Raw genomic sequence first — 16,309 nt, forward strand, 5'->3', positions numbered from 1 at the left:
ACCCCAACCCCACCCCCGCGGCCCCGGCCCCCGGGGGGGCCCCCCCCACCCCCCCCCGCCCCCCCCCCCCCCCCCCGCGGCGCCCCCCCCCCCCCCCGCCCCCCCCCCCCACCGCGTTTGCAGGGCGCCCCCGTGCGACCAGCCCGCTCGGCGCACGCCTGACCCGCGCGAACAGCGCACGGAAACGGCGGACGCGCTACCCTGATCCCCGCGTCACCATCGGCCCGCCGCCGACCGGTGCCGCAGGGAGGCTTGCCCGAGCGGCCTAAGGGAACAGTCTTGAAAACTGTCGTGGCGGCAACGTCACCGTGGGTTCAAATCCCACAGCCTCCGCCCAGGTCAGCAAAGTAGCTGCTCAGAAGGGGTGCCCGGCCGATGCGGGGCACCCCTCTTGCGTTCAACGTGTCTCACCCTGAGCCGCCCGTATCCCAGCTTTGACCAGCACGTGTGGGCCAGCCGTGGGCCAGGATCGGGTAGCTAGGAACTTTCGTCTGGATCAACCTCGCGGACAACTTGAGGGCGATCGCGTCGATCACCTCTCAGCGATCGTGCCAGCGACGACCCCGCCTCGGCCAACGGCTCGATGAAAGGGAGTGCCCCGCTGCCGCGATCGGCAGCGGGGCACGCACCGGAAGCGGCGGCGCCCGAGCTAGTCGTGAGCTAGGCATCAGCGCCTCCGCTCAAACAGGCGCAGGATGCGTCCTGCTAGCAGTCGGGCGTCGCGTCGCCGGGTAGGCCTGCTGGACCAGACCGCGGGCAAGAAGATGCCCGCGACCACAACAAGCACCAGGGCCACCAGTGCAACGCTGGTCCATGGGGAGGCTCCGATCGACCACACGGAGATGGTTCCGACTCCAAGGGCGATCGGCAGCCCTCGGCTCACGGGCCAACGGTGTTCGCCATCACACGCAAACCCTTCTGTTCGAGGCCAGTGACCCGGCCTGGGCGGAGTGCACCTCCCCCGACTGATGTTGCGGTCGGGGGGTCTTGAAGTGCCCAGGTAACTTCTGGTTGCCGGCGTCGGGCTAGCAGAGATCCGACGGAGGCGTGCCGTCCTGAATCTGCATCGACGCCGGGCACTGCAAGCGGCACCTTCACTCACAATTTTTGCGCACTTCGGCGCGACTAAGAAAGCCAAGTGCCCAGCTCAGAAGCGCACTTCCAGCACATCGGCGTCAGTGCCTGACATCTTCCTTCTGGCCCCGAGGTGATCCAAAAGAATGGCCCTAGGTCGGCCCTTCGGCCGAGTCCTCGTGCCTCCCGCTCAGCTCCTCGTCGATGAGCTGGTTGGCACGGAACTGCATGCCGCGCAGCAACTTGGCATAGAAGCGATAGAGCACGGCGATGCTGTGTCCGGCACGGTGAGCGACCTCCACGGGGTCCACCCCTGCCTTGATCCACAGCGAGACCCCCGCGTGCCGGAGCGAGTAAGGCACGTCAGCCAGTGGCGTCCTCGCCTCGCTCGCGGTCAGCCCCCTCTTGCGCGCTGCGTCCCACACCTCGCAGTACTCCGTGGACCGCACCCGCCCTCCTTGGGCGGCCCGAAAGAGCCGACCGTCGGAGGCGACTCCGTAGCGCTCCGCGTGGGCCCGCAGCATCTCCACAAGCACAGGAGGTATCGGAACCGTCCTGGTGGCCCGCCGGGCTCGGCGCTTCAGTCCCCTGGACTCGTACGGTTTCCCGTCGTCGGTCCAGCCCGAGCCCACCTCCGGCCGGCTGCCCTCAAGAACCAACTCCCCCCAGCCGGCATTCGGCAGAGAGCAGTCGGACAGCTTGAGCGCGGCGATCTCCGACGGCCTCATGGCTGCGTAGTAGATGCACCCGAAGAACGCCTCAAGGTGCTCACCCCGTGGGCCTTGCTCCTTCACGGCCTGGATCAAGGCGCGTGCTTGCGCTGGCGCGGGGACGTACCGGAAATCGACTTCGTCTTCTGTCTTCGGTGCGGCCCAGTCCACGCGCGCGAGCGGGTTGGTCGGCAGAACCTCTCTTTCGACAGCGAAACGCATCGCATTGCTCAAGACCATGCGCTTCCGGTGGATCGTGGTTTCGGCTGCCGCCTCGCCGTTGAGCTTGAGCGACAGGGCATCCAGCGCCTTCCGCAAGTGATCAGGCTGCGCCGCTTCGGAAACCTTCAGTGAGTGCTTGGCGAGCCAGGTAAGAGCCGCTGTGATTTCGTTCGGAGGTGTCTCGGCAGCGGTCCTGCTGACCAGCTCCCCGTCGGGTGTACGGACAGCGCGAAATGCCCAGGCGTGCAGGGCCCGGCGCATCACCTTCGCGTCAGGAACGCCGTGTGAGGTGGAGACGAACACGGGCGTGACGACTGCGAGAGATTCCGCGATGTTGGCCCGTTGCTTCGCGGCTGCCTTTGGCCACTTCATCAGGGCGTACGCGGTTGCATGCTCGAACCAGGTAGGGCAGTTCAGGGCTGCCAGCTCATCCGCGGGCAGCCCTGTGGCCTCGTCGAATTGCTGGCGATTCCGTAGGGCCGCGAGAAGCTGGGATTGCCGGCCCTCGGCTTGAGTCTTGGTCTTGTAGCTCTTTGAGTGAGCGCGTTCGCCGACGCGCCAGCGCAGCTCGAACGGCTTCGGACGGTTCTTCCGCTTGCGGATGGTCCAAAACTCTACGTCGTAGGTCAGGGGCATGAGGCTCCGTACTGAGAGGGGCCTGCCGACGTTCGTCGGCAGGCCCCGGGTGAGACGGCGGGAGGGTCAGGCGGCGGCCTGCTCGTTCTGCTCCCACCAGGCGTCCAGGTCGCTGCGGCGGCAGCGGAGCTGGCCGTTGGGGAGCTTGTAGAGCTTCGGGGCCTTGCCTCGGGCGCGCATGCGGTAGAAGGCGGCGCGGCTCATGTTGATCTCTTCGAGGACTTCGCGGAGCTTGAGCGGCTTCGGGCGGGGCATGGCTCGTTCTCCTCCTGGAGAGGTCGTGGACGTCCTGGGGTGGTCCCGCAGAAACCGCAATATCCGCAGAAACCTGCTACGGGGCCGCTGACCTGCGGTGATGCGGTGGCCGCCCCTGCGATGAGGGGCCACCGCAGAATTCCGCGAAATTCCGCAATATTCAGCGGCCGGCCTCGGCGGGCATGGGCGCGCTGATTTTTGCGGAATTTCCGGGGTTTCTGCGGCAGCACCCTGACGCGGCGGGCGGCGGGGCGTTGCCGCAGGTCAGCGGGCGTGGCCGGGGGTTTCTGCGATTTTGCGGTTTGTGCGGGGAGCGATAGGTGTGCGGGGCCGGTCAGCGAGTGGGCTGCCGGAGGGTGGGGTGGAGGTGGAAGCGGGGTGCGGGTGGCCTGCCACGGTTGCCGGTGCGTTCGGGGGTGTACATGCGGAGGTAGCCGTGTTCCTCCAGCAGCGCGGCGGCGGGCTCCAGGTCATCGACGGTGGGGAACTCGGAGCGGGAGAGCTTGGCGAACAAGTCGCGGCGGCTGACCTCGCTCCAACCATTGGCCCGCAGGGTTTCCAGCAGGCTGCGGGCGCGGGCCAGGGTGGGGTCGGCGCCCATGGCGTCGAAGACGGCCAGGGCGTGGCCGGTGAAGTAGTCGCCCAGTTCGATGGCGGCCTGCATGGTCTCCTCGGCCACCGGGGTGGCGTGGCCGTCGGTGAGGTGCTGGGCGAGGTGGAGCAGCCCGGCCAGGCGGGCGACCGCGCCGGCCAGCTTCCCTGCCCAATCGGTGATGTGGCCCAGCGCGCCGCCGCGGGCGGCGAGCTGGGGTTCGACGCGGCGCTGGTAGGCGACCAGGGCGGCGTCGGCCTCCGGGGAGAGCTGCAGGACGGCGGGGTCGGTCCACTCCGCCAGCGCCAGCGTCAGGTCGATGACGTTGCGCCGGTAGGCGGCGGCCACCTCCTGCGGCACCGGCTCGGGCAGGACCTCCCGCTCACCCACCAGGGACGTGGGCATGGAGTACAGGAAGCGGCCCAGCAGGCCGCGGCCCTTGAAGGTGCGCTGCCGGCCGATGTCGTCCAGCACCGAGGGCTGCACCGACAGGCCCATGGTCAGCGCGGGCTTGTCGATGTACTCCTTGCGGGTCTGGCGGTTCACGCGCAGCCGGTCCCCGGCGTGGCCCTTGAGGAAGACGCCCAGGTTGGGGGCGCCGGAGTAGCGGCCGGCGATGATGTCGAAGATGTCGCCCTCGGCGCTGAGCACGGAAATCCGCCCGCCCTGCTCGTGCAGGAGGCTGGTGACCGTCTCGGCGGTGGCGTCGTCGGCGAGCAACTGCGGCTCGGCCGGCACGGTGACGGCCTCGGCGGTCTGGGCCAGTCCGATGGCGGTGCTCAGCAGTTCGTCGCGCTCCTCGGGGTCGGCGCCGGAGGCTTTGGCGGCGGCCTTGTCGGCGGCTTCCTTGGCGAGCTTGGCGGTGAGCTGGGCTTCGACGATGGCGGGCTGCATCGCGGTCTTCAGCAACTCCTCCGCCTCGAACAGCGGGTCGGTGAGCGCGGAGACCACGGCGGTCTTGCGGTTGCCCGGCGGCAGGGCGACCACGACGTAGAGGTTGGTGGGCTCGCGCCAGTTCCCACGGATATGGACGACCGCGCGGCCGCCGGCGGCGGTGGCCAGCCCCGCCAGGGCGAAGCAGCCGGGCAAGTCCACGGGGGTCTGGGTCTCCTCCGCGACCGCCTCCACGTACTGCCGCAGCCAGCCCGGCAGGGTGTGGGCGGGGAAGGCGGGCAGGTCACGGGGGCCGGAAAGCGGCAACGGCTCCTCCCACCCCGCGGCCTTGGCCGGCGGGGCGTCCAGGGCCTCCAGTCCGGCCCACAGATCGGTGCGGTCCACAGACTGTGTGGTCATGCTGCCTTCCTCCTCTCCACGGTCTGCAGCCGGCAGCGCTGGGGGTGGTCGGTCCAGTCCTCGACCAGCCGCTGGACGGCGGCGCGGCCCTTGGCCTGGCGCTCGTAGCCGCAGCGACAGGTGGCCGCCGCCCGGCACAGGCCGCTCCACTCCGGCGGGGCGACGATGTGCAGGCCGAAGAAGACCCGCTCCGGCTCGGCCGGGAGGAGATCGTCCAGGCCAGGGCGAAGAGCTGAAAGGACGCCCTGACGGGCGGCGTTCTTCGGCGCGCAACGGCCGTCTCTGGCCGGGGCCGGTGTGGCGTCCTGCGGCTTGTCGGCGGGGCCGGGGCGCGTCATGCGGCCCTCCCCAGCGCGGTGTGGAAGCCGTTGGCCACAGCGCGTGCTGCGTACGCCTCGGGCACGCCGACGGAGACGGCCGCGTCGATGATCTGCTGTCCGATGAGTTCCAGGCCGCAGGGTCCGGGGCACTGGGCGTGCCGGGAGGCGAGGAACTGGGCCACTCCGAATGCCTGCGATCCGGCGCCGGAGTCGGTGCGGGCACGCACGAGGGCCCGGCCTCGCTCCAGGCCGGTCCGTACGAACCGTTCGGTGTGGCGGCAGCCGGTGGCCACGGTGCGGTCCCACTCGGCGCGGCCGGGGACGGAAGAGACCACCCCCGGGCGGGACGGGGTGGTCTCTTCCTTCTCAACCAGCGCGAGGACGGCCGGCGGCAGGGCGGTCATGGTGCCGGTGCCGGGGCCGAGCCAGCGGGCGTAGGACATGGAGGACTTGATGTCCACGCCGGGCCGTACCGCGTTGGCCGACTGCATCGTGCCTTGGTAGATCCAGTGCTCTCCGCGGGTGGTGGGCACCGTCCTGGTGGCGGGCAGGGACTGGCGGGCCCAGGCGACAGCGGCGGCGTTGTCCAAGTCGACCACTGTCAATCCGACCCCGGCCGGGTGGTAGGCAACGGCCACGGCCTGCCGCCACGCCCAGGCCCAGGCCGGGGACGTGAGAACGGTGGTGTCGGTGGTGGCGGCGGCCCAGGCATGGCACACCGTCGGGCAGTGGCAGGGGCCGGCGGTCAGCATGTTCGGCCGACCGCCGCAGGCCAAGCGTGCGTAGGACAGGCGCACGCAGCTCGGGCAGTTCCCGAACGGGATCTTGCCCTTCCGCAGCGGCAGCACCGGCACACCGGCTTCCGCCAGCTGCAGTGCGGTCCTCAGCGGCCCGGAGGGTCGCCGAATGTCGGTGGGTTGGGTCATGCTGGAGTCCTCCATGTCTGTGGAAGGGCTGGAGACCAGGGCGACCGCGCTTCTTTGGCGAGATGGAGCGGTCGCCTTTGGTGTGCCCTGGGCTGGTCAGTGGTGGTTGATGGTTCCGCTGGCGCGGCCGAACAGGCCGGTGGCGGTGATGTTCTGCGTGATCGGGGCGGGAGCAGGAGCGGGGCGGCGGCAGCGCTTGAGCAGTGCCAGCGCCGCGGTGCCGCCGGCCGCGATGACGGTGACGGCGGCCCACAGGGCATCGGTCATGGCGATCAGTCCCGGTGCGGCGTAGGAGAGGCCGACTCCGGCGATGCCGATGCCGAAGCCGGTGGTGGGCACGAGCAGCGCGGTGGTCTTGGCCCAGGCCGGGATCGGCTGCGCGGTCGGGGCCGCGGGCATCGGCGGCGGGGCGGCCGGTTCGGTGTAGGCGAGGGTGCGGATGCCGCCGGGCAGGGTGACAACCCGGACGCCGGGCGGGATCTCGTTCAGCGGCATCGGCGTGGGCCGGTGCGGGAGGTAGGCGGGCGCCTGGTGGGCTTCGGCGGTGGTGATCGGGTGCGTGGGGCGGGGGTCCACAAGTCCTCCTCCTGGTGTGGGGCGGATCAGGCGGTGAGGTGGGTGAGGGCGTCGGCTATGGCCTGGCACAGGTCGTGGATGGGGCCGTAGGCGCCGGTGCCGGCGACGAAGAAGCCGAAGAGGAACAGCACTATCGCGCTGCCGCCGCTGACGGATCTGCCGCGGAGCAGGGCGAAGGTGAGGATGCCGAAGAGGACGGCGGCGGAGATGGTCATAGCCACGGGCGTACTCCTGTTGCAGAGGGGTTCGGGGTACGTGTCGGGCCCCCGCCGCGGGGTGGGGTGGCGGGGGCCCGGCTTGTCGTCTGGCTTGTCGCGCAGCTTGTCGCTTGTCTTGTCGCGGGCTTGTCTTGTCGCTTGTCGCCTCGCAGGTCAAAGCCGCTTTTCGGCCCTCAGGCGGCCGTATAGGCCCCTTCTCGGAGGTGTCGCGACAAGCGACAAGACAAGTGCTCAGCTCAGTTGTCGAAGTCGCCCTTGGGGGCGTGGGTGTGGTGGACGTAGCGGGCCTTGGTGGCCTCTCCGACCTTGACCACCTCGCCGCTCTCGGCCCATGCCTTGAGCCACTGGACGATGGTCTGGCGGCTGGTGCCGAACTCCGGTTTCAGCTCCCGCTCCAGCGCGGAGGCCCCGGTGCCCTCCGGCCCGGCGGCGACGAGCAACTGCAGGGCGGCGCGCTGGGCCTCGGTCGGCTCCTCGCTCTCCGCAGGTACTTCGGCCGGTTCGGCCTGGCGGTTGTAGCGGAGGTTGAGCCCGCCGGAGCGCTCCGAGCGCCGGCGGTCGGGCTCGTCCGTGGTGCCGTACGTCTCGTCGATCGCCTTCATCAGCTTCGCCGTGAGCGCGTCGGCGTCGTCCCCGCGGCGGGTGTAGCGGAGGTTCAGTCCACCCGGCCGTTCCCCGGTCCTCGTACTGGTGGCCCGCGCTTCGGGGCTCCCGGCGGCCGGAGCGGTGGGGTTGGTGTCGTTCCAGAGCCATCCGGCGCGGTCGGCGTCCCAGCGGCGGGCGTAGTCCTCTCCGGCCGCGCGGGCGGAGACCTCATCGAGGACCGGGCGGCGGGCGTTGGTGGCCAGGGTGACTTCGCGGGCCATGCTGGGGGCGGTCTTCCAGCCCTTGAACCCGGTGGGGGCGAAGCCGTTGGCGCCGGAGGCGCCGATGACGCCGGCGCCCTTGGCGTTGAGCTGGGAGGCGTCGATCTTCACGCGGCCGAACAGCTTGCCCGCGTTGTTGCCCGCTCCCTCCCCGGAGGTCAGCGCGACGCCGACGGGGGAGAACTTGCGGACCTCGGTGTCGCCGATGGCGGAGACGTTGCCGTCCACGGCGGTGAGGACCAGGCGGAGGGCCATGGCGCGGGTGGTGCGCATGAGCTTCTTCACCGCCTGCTGGACCTGCTTCATGGTGGGGTCGCGGAAGTTGGCGGCGGAGAGGAGTTCGGCGCCCTCGTCCACCACGATCTCGATCTGCGGCAGCCCAGGTGAGACCGGCAGCAGCGTGGTGTCCCGCTCGTCCAGCAGGTCCTGGTACTCGGCCTGCCGGGCGGCGTTGACGGCGAGTGCTGCCTGCAGCATCCGCAGCGCTTCCTTCGGGGTGGAGGCCAGCCAGTCCACGCCGGGCCGGGTGTCCTCCGGCGGCCGGACCGCCCCGGCCTTCGGCGCCTTGTAGCCCTGGGCTTCCAGCCAGGGCCGGACCCAGGGGCGGCCGCAGGCGCCGGCCTTGAGGTCGATGACCCAGGTGACCACGTCGGTGCAGCGGGCGAACCCGGCCAGCACCACGTCCAGGAACGTGGACTTGCCCGACCCGGGCGGGCCCAGGACCAGCGCGCAGGCTTCGCGGAGGAAGACCTGTACGTTCTCGCCGTGGGCGAGGAGGCCCCAGGGGATGCCGGTGAGGATGGACAGGGCGGTGTAGTCGGTGGGGTAGCTGTAGTCGCGGTCGATGACATTCTCGGTGGGGATGTCCAGGACCACGCGGCCCTGGACGTCGCCCTCCTCCACGTTGATCGCGCAGCCCAGCGGCAGGCGGGCGTCGGTGGCAAGTCCCCGGGCGCCGGCGGCGACCTTGTCCCAGGTGGCGCCGCCGGAGGCCAGTTCGGCGGCCAGGCTGAAGCCGGTGCCGGTCTTCCAGAACTCCACCGCGAAGATGGCCACCTCCACCCCGCACACCCGCTTGATCCGCTCGTTCCACTCCGCAGCGATCTCGCGGCGCCTGTTGTCCATCTCCGCGGTGGCGGCCTTGGCCGCGGCCGACAGCCGCTCTTCCTCGGCGGCCTCTTCGTGGATGGCGGCGTTGGAGGCCATGGCGCCGATGCCGACGCCCAGGGCGGCCAGGGTGCCGCCCGCGGCCCAGGAGAGGGGGCCGGTGGTCATGGCCCAGGTGGTCCAGCCCCCCGCCAGCAGCCAGGACGCGGCGCGGGTGACGATGCTCCGGCCCGTCAGGCGACGGTAGATGCTGTGCCCGATGCCGTGCCCGATCGCCCCGGCGGCGCCGATGGCCAGCGGCCAGCCGGGCGGCATGTGGGAGGCCGCACCCAGCAGGGCGACCGCGCCCGCGCCGGTGGTCGCCGACAGGGCCCCGGTGATCGGACCATGGGTGGCGGCCCAGTCCAGCGGCACCCCGGACGGCTCCTTGGCCTTCTTGCCGGTCTTCTTGGAGGTGTTGGTGAGGTTCAGGGTGTGCTCTGCCATGCGGTGTCCGCTCCTCAAAGCGCCGGGGCCGCGCACCAGCTGGTGTGCGGCCCCGGTCCACTGGGGTGGTCAGTCGTCGTTGTTGGTGGTGTCCCACATCGCTTCGCCGTGGCGCGGGTCGTTGTGCCGCTTGATGTCCTGCTCGTGGACGACGTGGAAGACCTTGCCGACGTCCTCGGCGGCGTCCATGGCGTGCCGGAGGTGCTTGTAGACCTCCTCCAGCGCCTCCCCGACCTCCTTCTCCACCGGGAACTCCGCGTCGGACTTCTCGGCGAGGATGGCGAAGGTGTTGGCGATCGACTCCAGCGCGTCCGGCATGCCCTCGATCGTGGCCAGGACGTGCATCATCCCGTCCGGGTCGTACTTCTTGGCGGCGTCCTCCATCTCCGAGGCGGCCTCGTCGAAGAGGAAGCCCGGACCCCTGCGGCTGCGTGCCATGTCATCTCCCGTGTTCGATGCGGTGGTGTGGTTGCGCGGGGCGCGCGGCACCTTCGCCAGCAGCGCCTCGTCCTCGTCGGTCTCGGTTGCGCTGTGCTCGTAGATGGCGGCGTCGCGGTCCAGCCGGTCCGCCAGGGCCTTGTCCGCGAGCAGGCGGTACAGGCGGCGGCCGGGGTGGATCAGCCAGGACCAGCCGAGCTTCCGGCCGATGGGGCTGGTGAGCAGGCCCAGTACGCCGACCGGGGCGGCCACGATGGCGGCCAGGGCGCAGCGGCCCCAGTAGCGCAGCCGGGAGGTGAACAGGGCCCGGTGCAGCCGCATCCGCGCCGCCGCCCGTTGCCTCGCGTAGGCGATCCGGCCGCGTCGCTCCTCCGCACGCCGCTCCCATCCGGCCCGGGCCTTCTCCCGGGCGTTCGTGCGGGCCTGGCGCATCCGCTCCGAGGCCGTGCTCAGCGCCCGGCCGGCCCGGCCCTGTCCGCGGTTTTCGGTGCGGGCCTGGCGGCGCGCGGCGCGGTCCGCCCGGCGGGCATCGGCGGCCTGCCGGCGGTCGGCCCGGTCCTGGCGCCGCCGCTCCGAGCGGGAGGGGGCGCTGTCCTGGCGGGCCTTGCGCAGGGCCTTGACCTCATTGGCCCGCGCTCCGGCCCCGGCCAGCGCCTGCCGTGGCGAGAGGCCACCGGAACGGCGCCCGCCTGCACCGGCGGAGGGGGACGTACGGTGCGAGCGGGAACCTGCCGACGAGCCGCCCGCGGACGGCTTGGTGAGGCTCGGCCCCGAACGCGCCCCCGCGGCCGGGCCCGTGCGGGGCTGCCGGGGGATGCCGCCGGCAGCCGAGGAGGACTTGTGCAGCAGGCCGGAGCGCCCGCCGCCTGAGCGGGCGCCGCCTCCGCCGGAGCCGCGGCGGGTGAGGGAGGAAGATCCCACCCCCGCGCCTCCGCCCCGGCGGGAACCTGCCCCGCCGCGCTGCATCGAGCCCGTTCCGGCCGAGCCGGTACCGGACCGGCCGCCGGAGCCGGGCGTCTTCCTGTCGTTCTTGCGGTGCGCGGCGCCGACGGCCAGGGCGCCGACGACGGCGGCCGTCCCGGCGACCGCGGCCGCGGTGAGCGGACCGCCGGCAAGGGCCGCGGCGGACAGGGCGCCGATGGTGGTGTTGCCGGCGGTGACCGCCAGCGGCAGCACCGGCAGCCCGCCGGGCGTGTGCGCCACCGCAGCCTGCGAGGCCGGGGTGGTCTCTTTCCCCGCCGACGTGGTGGTCGACGAGGCATCGACGGTGGGGGTTTCGGTGGTCGGTGTGGTCTGAGTGGCGGTGTCAGCCATCGCTCAGCCCTCCCATCCGGTGCGGTGAGATGGCCCGGTAGGCCGCCGCGAAGATCTCGGGCATGCTGAAGGGACCTCCTTTGAGGGGGAAAGCGCCCCCGGCCGGGCCCTAGGAAGCGAGGCCGGGGGCGCGCTGCGTCCGGAGTCGGCGCAGGTCAGATGTGGTGGGGGTGGGCGGCGGCGATCTCCTGCCACCGGCGGTTGTCCGCGGCGTCGACGCGAGAGATCTGGACGGTGAAGTCGCAGCTGGCGGCCTTGCAACGGTGGGTGGTGGTGGTCCAGGCGTCCGCGAGGCGCTGGCAACAGGCGGTGCCCGCCACTCAGATGCTCGCGGTGCAGGCCACCAGGAGCGTCGTCGGCACGTCGTAGGACGCCAGCTCCGCCCCGTTGCCGACGGCCACGGCCCCGCCGAGAAAGACCGAAACGGGGAAGGAGAAGCGGCGGATGCGTTCGGTGCTGTTCACGTACGAACTCCCTTACGGATCAAGCGGCCAGCACGGGAGCGTCCGCGCAGGCCAGGCAGGTGCCGAGTGAGGTGGGGAGGGTGTAGCCCGCGTCCCGCCCGCATGCGGGGCAGGTGCGGCGGGCGGCGTTCGCTTTGGCCAGCGCCGTCCATCTCGCGGGCGTCATCGGCCGGACCGGCAGCGCCAGATCGAGGCGGTAGAGGTAGGCGACGCGGACGCCGGCGCGGTAGCGGCGCGAGCGCCACAGGATCTGCGCGGCCACCTCCTGGCCACCCGGCCGCAGCCCTTTCGCACGGAGCTGGCGGCGGGTGGCCAGCCCGTCCGGGGCGAGCCGGAAGGGGTAGGTGGGGAGGCCGTACCGCGCGCCTTCGGGGTCGAAGAAGCGCCCCCCGGGCATCAGGAGACGCCGGCCGGGTGGTGGCCGTTAACGGCCGTGAGGGTGGGGTGCGCGGCAGCGCGCGGTTGGTGCGCGGCGAGCTGCGCGGCGCGCGCGGCACGGAAGTCCCGCAGCCAGTTCCGCGCGTTTCCCCCGTCCACGCCGAACCGGTCCGCCAGTTCGGCCGCGGTCGGCTCTTCCTTGCCCTGGGAGGTGGTGAGGGTGTGCAGGTAGTGCTCCCAGCCCTCTTGCTTGGCCGCCGACTTCCACACCTGCCCCTCACCGCTCGTCGCGGCGTCGGGGGCCTGCGGGTCGAGGGCGGCCAGGTCGCCACGGAGCCGGTCCCGCAGCAGCGAGGCTTCCTCAATTTCCTGCCTGACCTGCTGCAACTCCGACTGACCACTGAGCAGACGGCTCTCCGCACGCTCAGCGTGCTCGGTGAGGTCCGTGAGCCGGTTCCGCTCCTCAGCAGTAGCCCCACGAACCTCGGTCAGGGCCTGCTCAGCGTCCCGCCGCAATCGGCCGGCCTCCTCGCGCGCGGCGGCCACGATCTCTTCCGCGCGCTGCCGCGCGGTCTCTTCTTCCTGCCGCGCGGCTGCCGCGCGCTGCCGCGCAGCCTCGATCTCAGCCGCCGCCCCGTCCTGGTTCTCCCGGGCCGCGTCGGTGGCCTCCTGCACGCGCTGCAGCTCTTCCTGCGCGGCGGTCAGTTCCTCTTCCGCGCGCTGCCGCGCGGCCTCGGCCTCCTGCCGCGCGCGCTCGGCTTCTTGCCGCGCGCCTTCCGCGCGCTCCCGATCTTCTTCCGCGCGCTGGGCGAGCTGTGAGGCTTCGAGACGTTGGACGCCGGGGGTGACGGCCAGGTCCTCGATGAGGGTGAGGACGGCGGTGGTGTCGGAGTAGTCCAGCCGCGCCACCTCCTCCGCCCGCGTCAGCGCCGCCAGGCGGCGGACCAGGGCGAGGGACTGCTCGCGGTCGGTGGCCACGTCCGCCCGGTCCAGCGCCTTCTGCGCCTTGCCGCGCAGCCGCACGATCCGTCGCTGTCCGCGCCGGGCGGCGCGGGGCCGGTCGGGGGCAGGTGCGGGGGCGGCGAGGGCGAGGCGGAGGCGGTAGACGCGCAGTGCGGCTCGCTGGGCCAGGGCGGCGCGGGCGATGGTGGAGGAGGAGGTGCGGGCGTCCAGCCCGAGCAGGGCGAACAGGCCGGACCAGGCGTGCTGCCACAGCAGCGCCACCAACCTGGCCGGGCCCGGCCGGACGTCCTCCTCCTCATCCCTGCTTGGGGTGTGGAGCTTGCTGCGCAGCTGCAGCTCGATCAGCCACGCCGCCAGCGCCGGCACCGCGGCGAGGACCGGGCGGGCCCACCAGTTGGGGGCGTGCACGGCGTTCATCGCACCGGAGAACCCCACCAGGGTCCAAGCGGTGCGGTGCATCAGCCGCAGCTCCCGCGTCCACCCCACCTCCGGGTCGGCGGTGCGGTAGAGCATCACCAGCAGCGTCATCTCCGCCGCGTCAAAGACGCTGATGAACGCGACGGCCAGCGGGGTGGGCAGGTGCACGGTCTCGGTGGCGAAGCCCCACAGGCCATAGACGCTGACGGCCACGCCGCCCAGCGCCACGATCGCCTGCGGGCCGATGCCCGAGAGCCATGCCGACTTCCGCAACCGCCCCACCGCCAGCAGGGCCACGGCCACCGCGGTCAGCGCCAGCAGCACCGGTGCGGCCCAGGACAGCCAGCCGGGACCGGTGGGGAGGAGGGTGTGCAGGTCGGGGATCATCCGGCGTCACCGTCCTCCGGCTGCACGGGCATGCCGATGATCCGCCACAGCGTCTCGGGGCTGCCACCCTTCGGTGCGTCGGCGGGGGTGTCCACCCAGCCGCTGGGGGCGGCGCCCTGCTGCTCAGCTGCGGCCTCGGCGGCCTCCAGCGTGGTGTAGATGCCGTGGATCTGAGTGCGATGGAACAGGACGTACGCCCAGCGCTCCCGCAGGGCGGCCACGGACAGCGTCGCGACCTCCTTCATCAGATCATCGGCGACCTTGCGGACCCGCTCCAAGTCCTCCTGGGCCTCCTGCTGCTCGGCCTGGGCGATGTCGGCGGCGTCGAGGGCCTGGGCCAGCTTGGCCCGGTCGGCTTCGAGCGCCTGCAGCCGCCCGGTGGTGATGACGCGGATCATGACGCCTCCTTGGGCGAGTCAGTGGGCAGGCGGGGCGGGTTGGGCATGCCGGCCAAGGCGGCGGCCTCGTCCCCGGTGAGGGAGTTGCGGGCGTGGATGCCGTCGGCGACGGCCTCGATCGGGTCCCACAGGCCGGTGACCGCGAAGTCAGCGGCGTACTGGACGCTCTTCCAGGACATGCCGCCGGGCGGGGTGTGGTCCCGCCCCAGCAGGAAGCCGCGGGCGGTGAGGAAGGCGATGGCGTCTTCCCGGTCGTGCTCGGAGAGCGCCAGCTCCACCGTCTCGGAGGTCACTGGGCCGGTGCGGCTGCGGTGGTGCAGGTCCGCTCGTTCGCCGGCCGCCATGTGGATGGCGAAGTGCTGGGCGGAGACGGCGTTGGTGACCACGCGGGTGCGGCCGGTCGTGGCCCAGTCACCGTCCTGCGTGGTCACGGTGATCAGGCCGGTGGACACCAGGTGCATGCCGTAGGCCAAGGCGGTGACCGCGTGCCCGGCCTCATGGAAGGCCAGGGCCCAGCGGGCCTCCTCCGGCGTCGACCGGTCCCGCAGCCACGGGCGGGGCTTGCCCTCGTGGTCCACGAACCAGTCCCGGTACTCGGGCGGAACGCCGTTCACGCGGCATCCCCCGTCCCAGCGGGCCGGACGTCGAGCGCGGCCAGCAGCTCCACGTAGTCCATGACGCCGTTGGCCAGCTCCTGCCACTCCCACTCGGCACCCGGGACGGGCTCGTAACCGAGAGCCGCCAGCGTCTTGATCCGCTCGGACAGCGTCGGAATCGCAGCAGAGTCCTTGAACTCGTGGGCCGGCCAGTCCGCGACGTCGGGGCTGTCAGTGACGACGTACAGCTCCCACTCGCCGCGGGGCGTCGTGTTGGCCAGGCGCGCGCTGTGCGTCATGCCGCACCGCCCGCCTGCGCCACGGCGGCGCGGTTGGTCAGGTCGCGGCGGGCGGTCAGCACCTTGCGGCGGGCCCGGCGCAGACGCTGCACGCCCAGCTCGGACGGCGTCTGGTCCAGCAGGCTGATCTGCACGTCCAGCAGCTCGACCTCCGCCTGAATGACGGGCATCTCGCGCTCGATCGCGTCCAGTTCCGCGGCCGACGGCTCACCGTCGAGCGCCGGGGCGGTAACAACCGCCTGAACAGCACCGATGTACTTCATGGGTCGTGGTCCTCTCACAGATGGAACGGCCCGAAAGCGCCCTCGGAGTAGCCGCTCCGAGGGCGCGCGCCGTTGAGAGAAGAGCCGCCCGCAGAAAGCAGGCGGCTCGGCTGCCGGCATGTGGCAGCGGTGCCCCGGCCGGGAGTCGAACCCGGCCTGCGACCATCGGGGCGGTAGATCGATCAGGCGTTGCCGTTGTGGCCGCACGTGGAGCAGGCGTAGTGGCCGTTGATGACCACCACGGCCTGCTGGCAGTTGCCGCAGATGCCGGTGCTCATCACCGACCACCCCCGGCGCGGACGCGACGCAGGGCCTCGTCCATGTCCGGGTCGCTGTCAGCCGGGTACGCCGCTAAGGCGCGGCATGCCATGCTGGTGATCACAGGTGCCTCCCATACAGGTGCCTGCACGCGGCCTCCGGTGTTCCCGCACCGGGGGTCGCACTGGTTTGTGGAGCTGTCCGGCTCCCCTCAGCCCCGCCCGTACGGAGACGCACGAATGCGGGCCGGACGGGCGGAGGAGGCAACCGGCCGCAGCGCTAGCCGCTGCGATGCCAGGCGGAGGCGGACCGGAAGTCCTACAGGCGCCGCCAGCCGGTCCATCGCGGCGGCGCCCAGGTATGTCGTCGGTTCACACCGACCTCCCAAAGCGAGAGTGGACACGGCTTCACCGGCGCGCCGTTGCCACGGAGCACCGGTCCCGAGCCGGGTAAATCGGGTGCGTCATCGTCACTGCTCTGACGCCAGCAGGGCGGCGCGTATCAGGTGGCAACCAAGGGGCTGACCTCCAGTGATGGAGGGATGATCCCGCTGGCTGTTCTCCAGAGCTGACACGCGGTAAGTGGCCGCCGGCGGCCATCACCCGGGCCGTTGCGGGGACGGGGAATCGAACCCCGTTCAGTTCTCACGCTGTTGAGTTTTCAAGGCACTGCCGCTTCCTTTGGGCGCGTTTCACGGCACCCTCCGGGCGTTCCTTGCGCCCCATCTGGTGCGCACCAGTAGATTGCATCTGGTGCGCACCAGTCGTCAAGCGCCTACGGAAGATTTGCCTTTGAAGCGCGTCTCCCTGCGCAACCAAGGTGCGGCGAAGAGGAGAGGCGTCGGTAGCCAACA

General features: G+C 71.7%; 17 protein-coding genes and 1 tRNA gene. 1 reads left to right on the forward strand and 17 read right to left on the reverse strand.

The window, feature by feature from the left end; all coding sequences use genetic code 11:
* Nucleotides 1-246: 246 nt before the first annotated feature.
* Nucleotides 247-333: transfer RNA gene (locus ACIGQF_RS25625), tRNA-Ser, on the forward strand.
* A gap of 893 nt (nucleotides 334-1,226) precedes the next feature.
* On the opposite strand, the gene ACIGQF_RS25630 is transcribed toward ACIGQF_RS25625, so the two are convergent.
* From ACIGQF_RS25630 to ACIGQF_RS25710, 17 genes are all read right to left on the reverse strand, one after another.
* On the reverse strand, nucleotides 1,227-2,642 hold the full coding sequence (locus ACIGQF_RS25630) for a tyrosine-type recombinase/integrase (protein ID WP_399714469.1): 1,416 nt from the start codon (nucleotides 2,640-2,642) through the stop codon (nucleotides 1,227-1,229).
* A gap of 66 nt (nucleotides 2,643-2,708) precedes the next feature.
* Nucleotides 2,709-2,897: a helix-turn-helix transcriptional regulator gene (locus ACIGQF_RS25635; protein ID WP_399714472.1), complete on the reverse strand. Its 189-nt coding sequence runs from the start codon at nucleotides 2,895-2,897 to the stop codon at nucleotides 2,709-2,711.
* A gap of 334 nt (nucleotides 2,898-3,231) precedes the next feature.
* Nucleotides 3,232-4,782: a YfjI family protein gene (locus tag ACIGQF_RS25640; RefSeq protein WP_399714474.1), complete on the reverse strand. Its 1,551-nt coding sequence runs from the start codon at nucleotides 4,780-4,782 to the stop codon at nucleotides 3,232-3,234.
* Nucleotides 4,779-5,120, reverse strand: coding sequence for a hypothetical protein (locus ACIGQF_RS25645; RefSeq protein WP_399714477.1), 342 nt, complete (start codon nucleotides 5,118-5,120; stop codon nucleotides 4,779-4,781). The genes ACIGQF_RS25640 and ACIGQF_RS25645 overlap by 4 nt, the downstream gene beginning before the upstream one ends.
* Complete coding sequence (locus tag ACIGQF_RS25650; protein ID WP_399714479.1) at nucleotides 5,117-6,028, reverse strand: bifunctional DNA primase/polymerase; 912 nt, start codon at nucleotides 6,026-6,028, stop codon at nucleotides 5,117-5,119. The genes ACIGQF_RS25645 and ACIGQF_RS25650 overlap by 4 nt, the downstream gene beginning before the upstream one ends.
* 96 nt (nucleotides 6,029-6,124) lie before the next feature.
* Complete coding sequence (locus tag ACIGQF_RS25655) at nucleotides 6,125-6,523, reverse strand: hypothetical protein (RefSeq protein ID WP_399715084.1); 399 nt, start codon at nucleotides 6,521-6,523, stop codon at nucleotides 6,125-6,127.
* 107 nt (nucleotides 6,524-6,630) lie between these two features.
* The gene (locus ACIGQF_RS25660) at nucleotides 6,631-6,819 is read right to left on the reverse strand and encodes a hypothetical protein (protein ID WP_399715086.1); all 189 of its coding nucleotides are present in this window, start codon (nucleotides 6,817-6,819) and stop codon (nucleotides 6,631-6,633) included.
* Between the two features lie 239 nt (nucleotides 6,820-7,058).
* The gene (locus ACIGQF_RS25665) at nucleotides 7,059-9,281 is read right to left on the reverse strand and encodes a hypothetical protein (RefSeq protein ID WP_399714481.1); all 2,223 of its coding nucleotides are present in this window, start codon (nucleotides 9,279-9,281) and stop codon (nucleotides 7,059-7,061) included.
* A gap of 69 nt (nucleotides 9,282-9,350) precedes the next feature.
* A complete protein-coding gene (locus ACIGQF_RS25670; protein WP_399714484.1) occupies nucleotides 9,351-11,033 on the reverse strand; it encodes a hypothetical protein in 1,683 nt (560 codons plus the stop codon).
* Between the two features lie 155 nt (nucleotides 11,034-11,188).
* The gene (locus ACIGQF_RS25675; protein WP_399714487.1) at nucleotides 11,189-11,353 is read right to left on the reverse strand and encodes a hypothetical protein; all 165 of its coding nucleotides are present in this window, start codon (nucleotides 11,351-11,353) and stop codon (nucleotides 11,189-11,191) included.
* Nucleotides 11,354-11,497 (reverse strand): hypothetical protein, encoded by a 144-nt coding sequence (locus ACIGQF_RS25680; RefSeq protein WP_399714489.1) that lies wholly within the window; start codon nucleotides 11,495-11,497, stop codon nucleotides 11,354-11,356.
* A 19-nt stretch (nucleotides 11,498-11,516) separates the two neighbouring features.
* A complete protein-coding gene (locus ACIGQF_RS25685) occupies nucleotides 11,517-11,894 on the reverse strand; it encodes an RRQRL motif-containing zinc-binding protein (RefSeq protein WP_399714492.1) in 378 nt (125 codons plus the stop codon).
* Nucleotides 11,894-13,642, reverse strand: a complete 1,749-nt coding sequence (locus tag ACIGQF_RS25690; RefSeq protein ID WP_399714493.1) for a hypothetical protein — start codon at nucleotides 13,640-13,642, stop codon at nucleotides 11,894-11,896. The genes ACIGQF_RS25685 and ACIGQF_RS25690 overlap by 1 nt, the downstream gene beginning before the upstream one ends.
* Nucleotides 13,639-14,040 (reverse strand): hypothetical protein, encoded by a 402-nt coding sequence (locus ACIGQF_RS25695; protein WP_399714496.1) that lies wholly within the window; start codon nucleotides 14,038-14,040, stop codon nucleotides 13,639-13,641. Before ACIGQF_RS25695 ends, ACIGQF_RS25690 begins: the two co-directional genes overlap by 4 nt.
* Nucleotides 14,037-14,654, reverse strand: coding sequence for a hypothetical protein (locus ACIGQF_RS25700; RefSeq protein ID WP_399714498.1), 618 nt, complete (start codon nucleotides 14,652-14,654; stop codon nucleotides 14,037-14,039). Before ACIGQF_RS25700 ends, ACIGQF_RS25695 begins: the two co-directional genes overlap by 4 nt.
* Nucleotides 14,651-14,935: a DUF6303 family protein gene (locus ACIGQF_RS25705; RefSeq protein ID WP_399714500.1), complete on the reverse strand. Its 285-nt coding sequence runs from the start codon at nucleotides 14,933-14,935 to the stop codon at nucleotides 14,651-14,653. The genes ACIGQF_RS25700 and ACIGQF_RS25705 overlap by 4 nt, the downstream gene beginning before the upstream one ends.
* Nucleotides 14,932-15,198 (reverse strand): DUF6284 family protein, encoded by a 267-nt coding sequence (locus tag ACIGQF_RS25710; protein ID WP_399714503.1) that lies wholly within the window; start codon nucleotides 15,196-15,198, stop codon nucleotides 14,932-14,934. The genes ACIGQF_RS25705 and ACIGQF_RS25710 overlap by 4 nt, the downstream gene beginning before the upstream one ends.
* Between the last annotated feature and the right edge of the window lie 1,111 nt (nucleotides 15,199-16,309).

Source organism: Streptomyces sp. NPDC053560 (assembly GCF_044544605.1).
Lineage (GTDB): Bacteria > Actinomycetota > Actinomycetes > Streptomycetales > Streptomycetaceae > Streptomyces.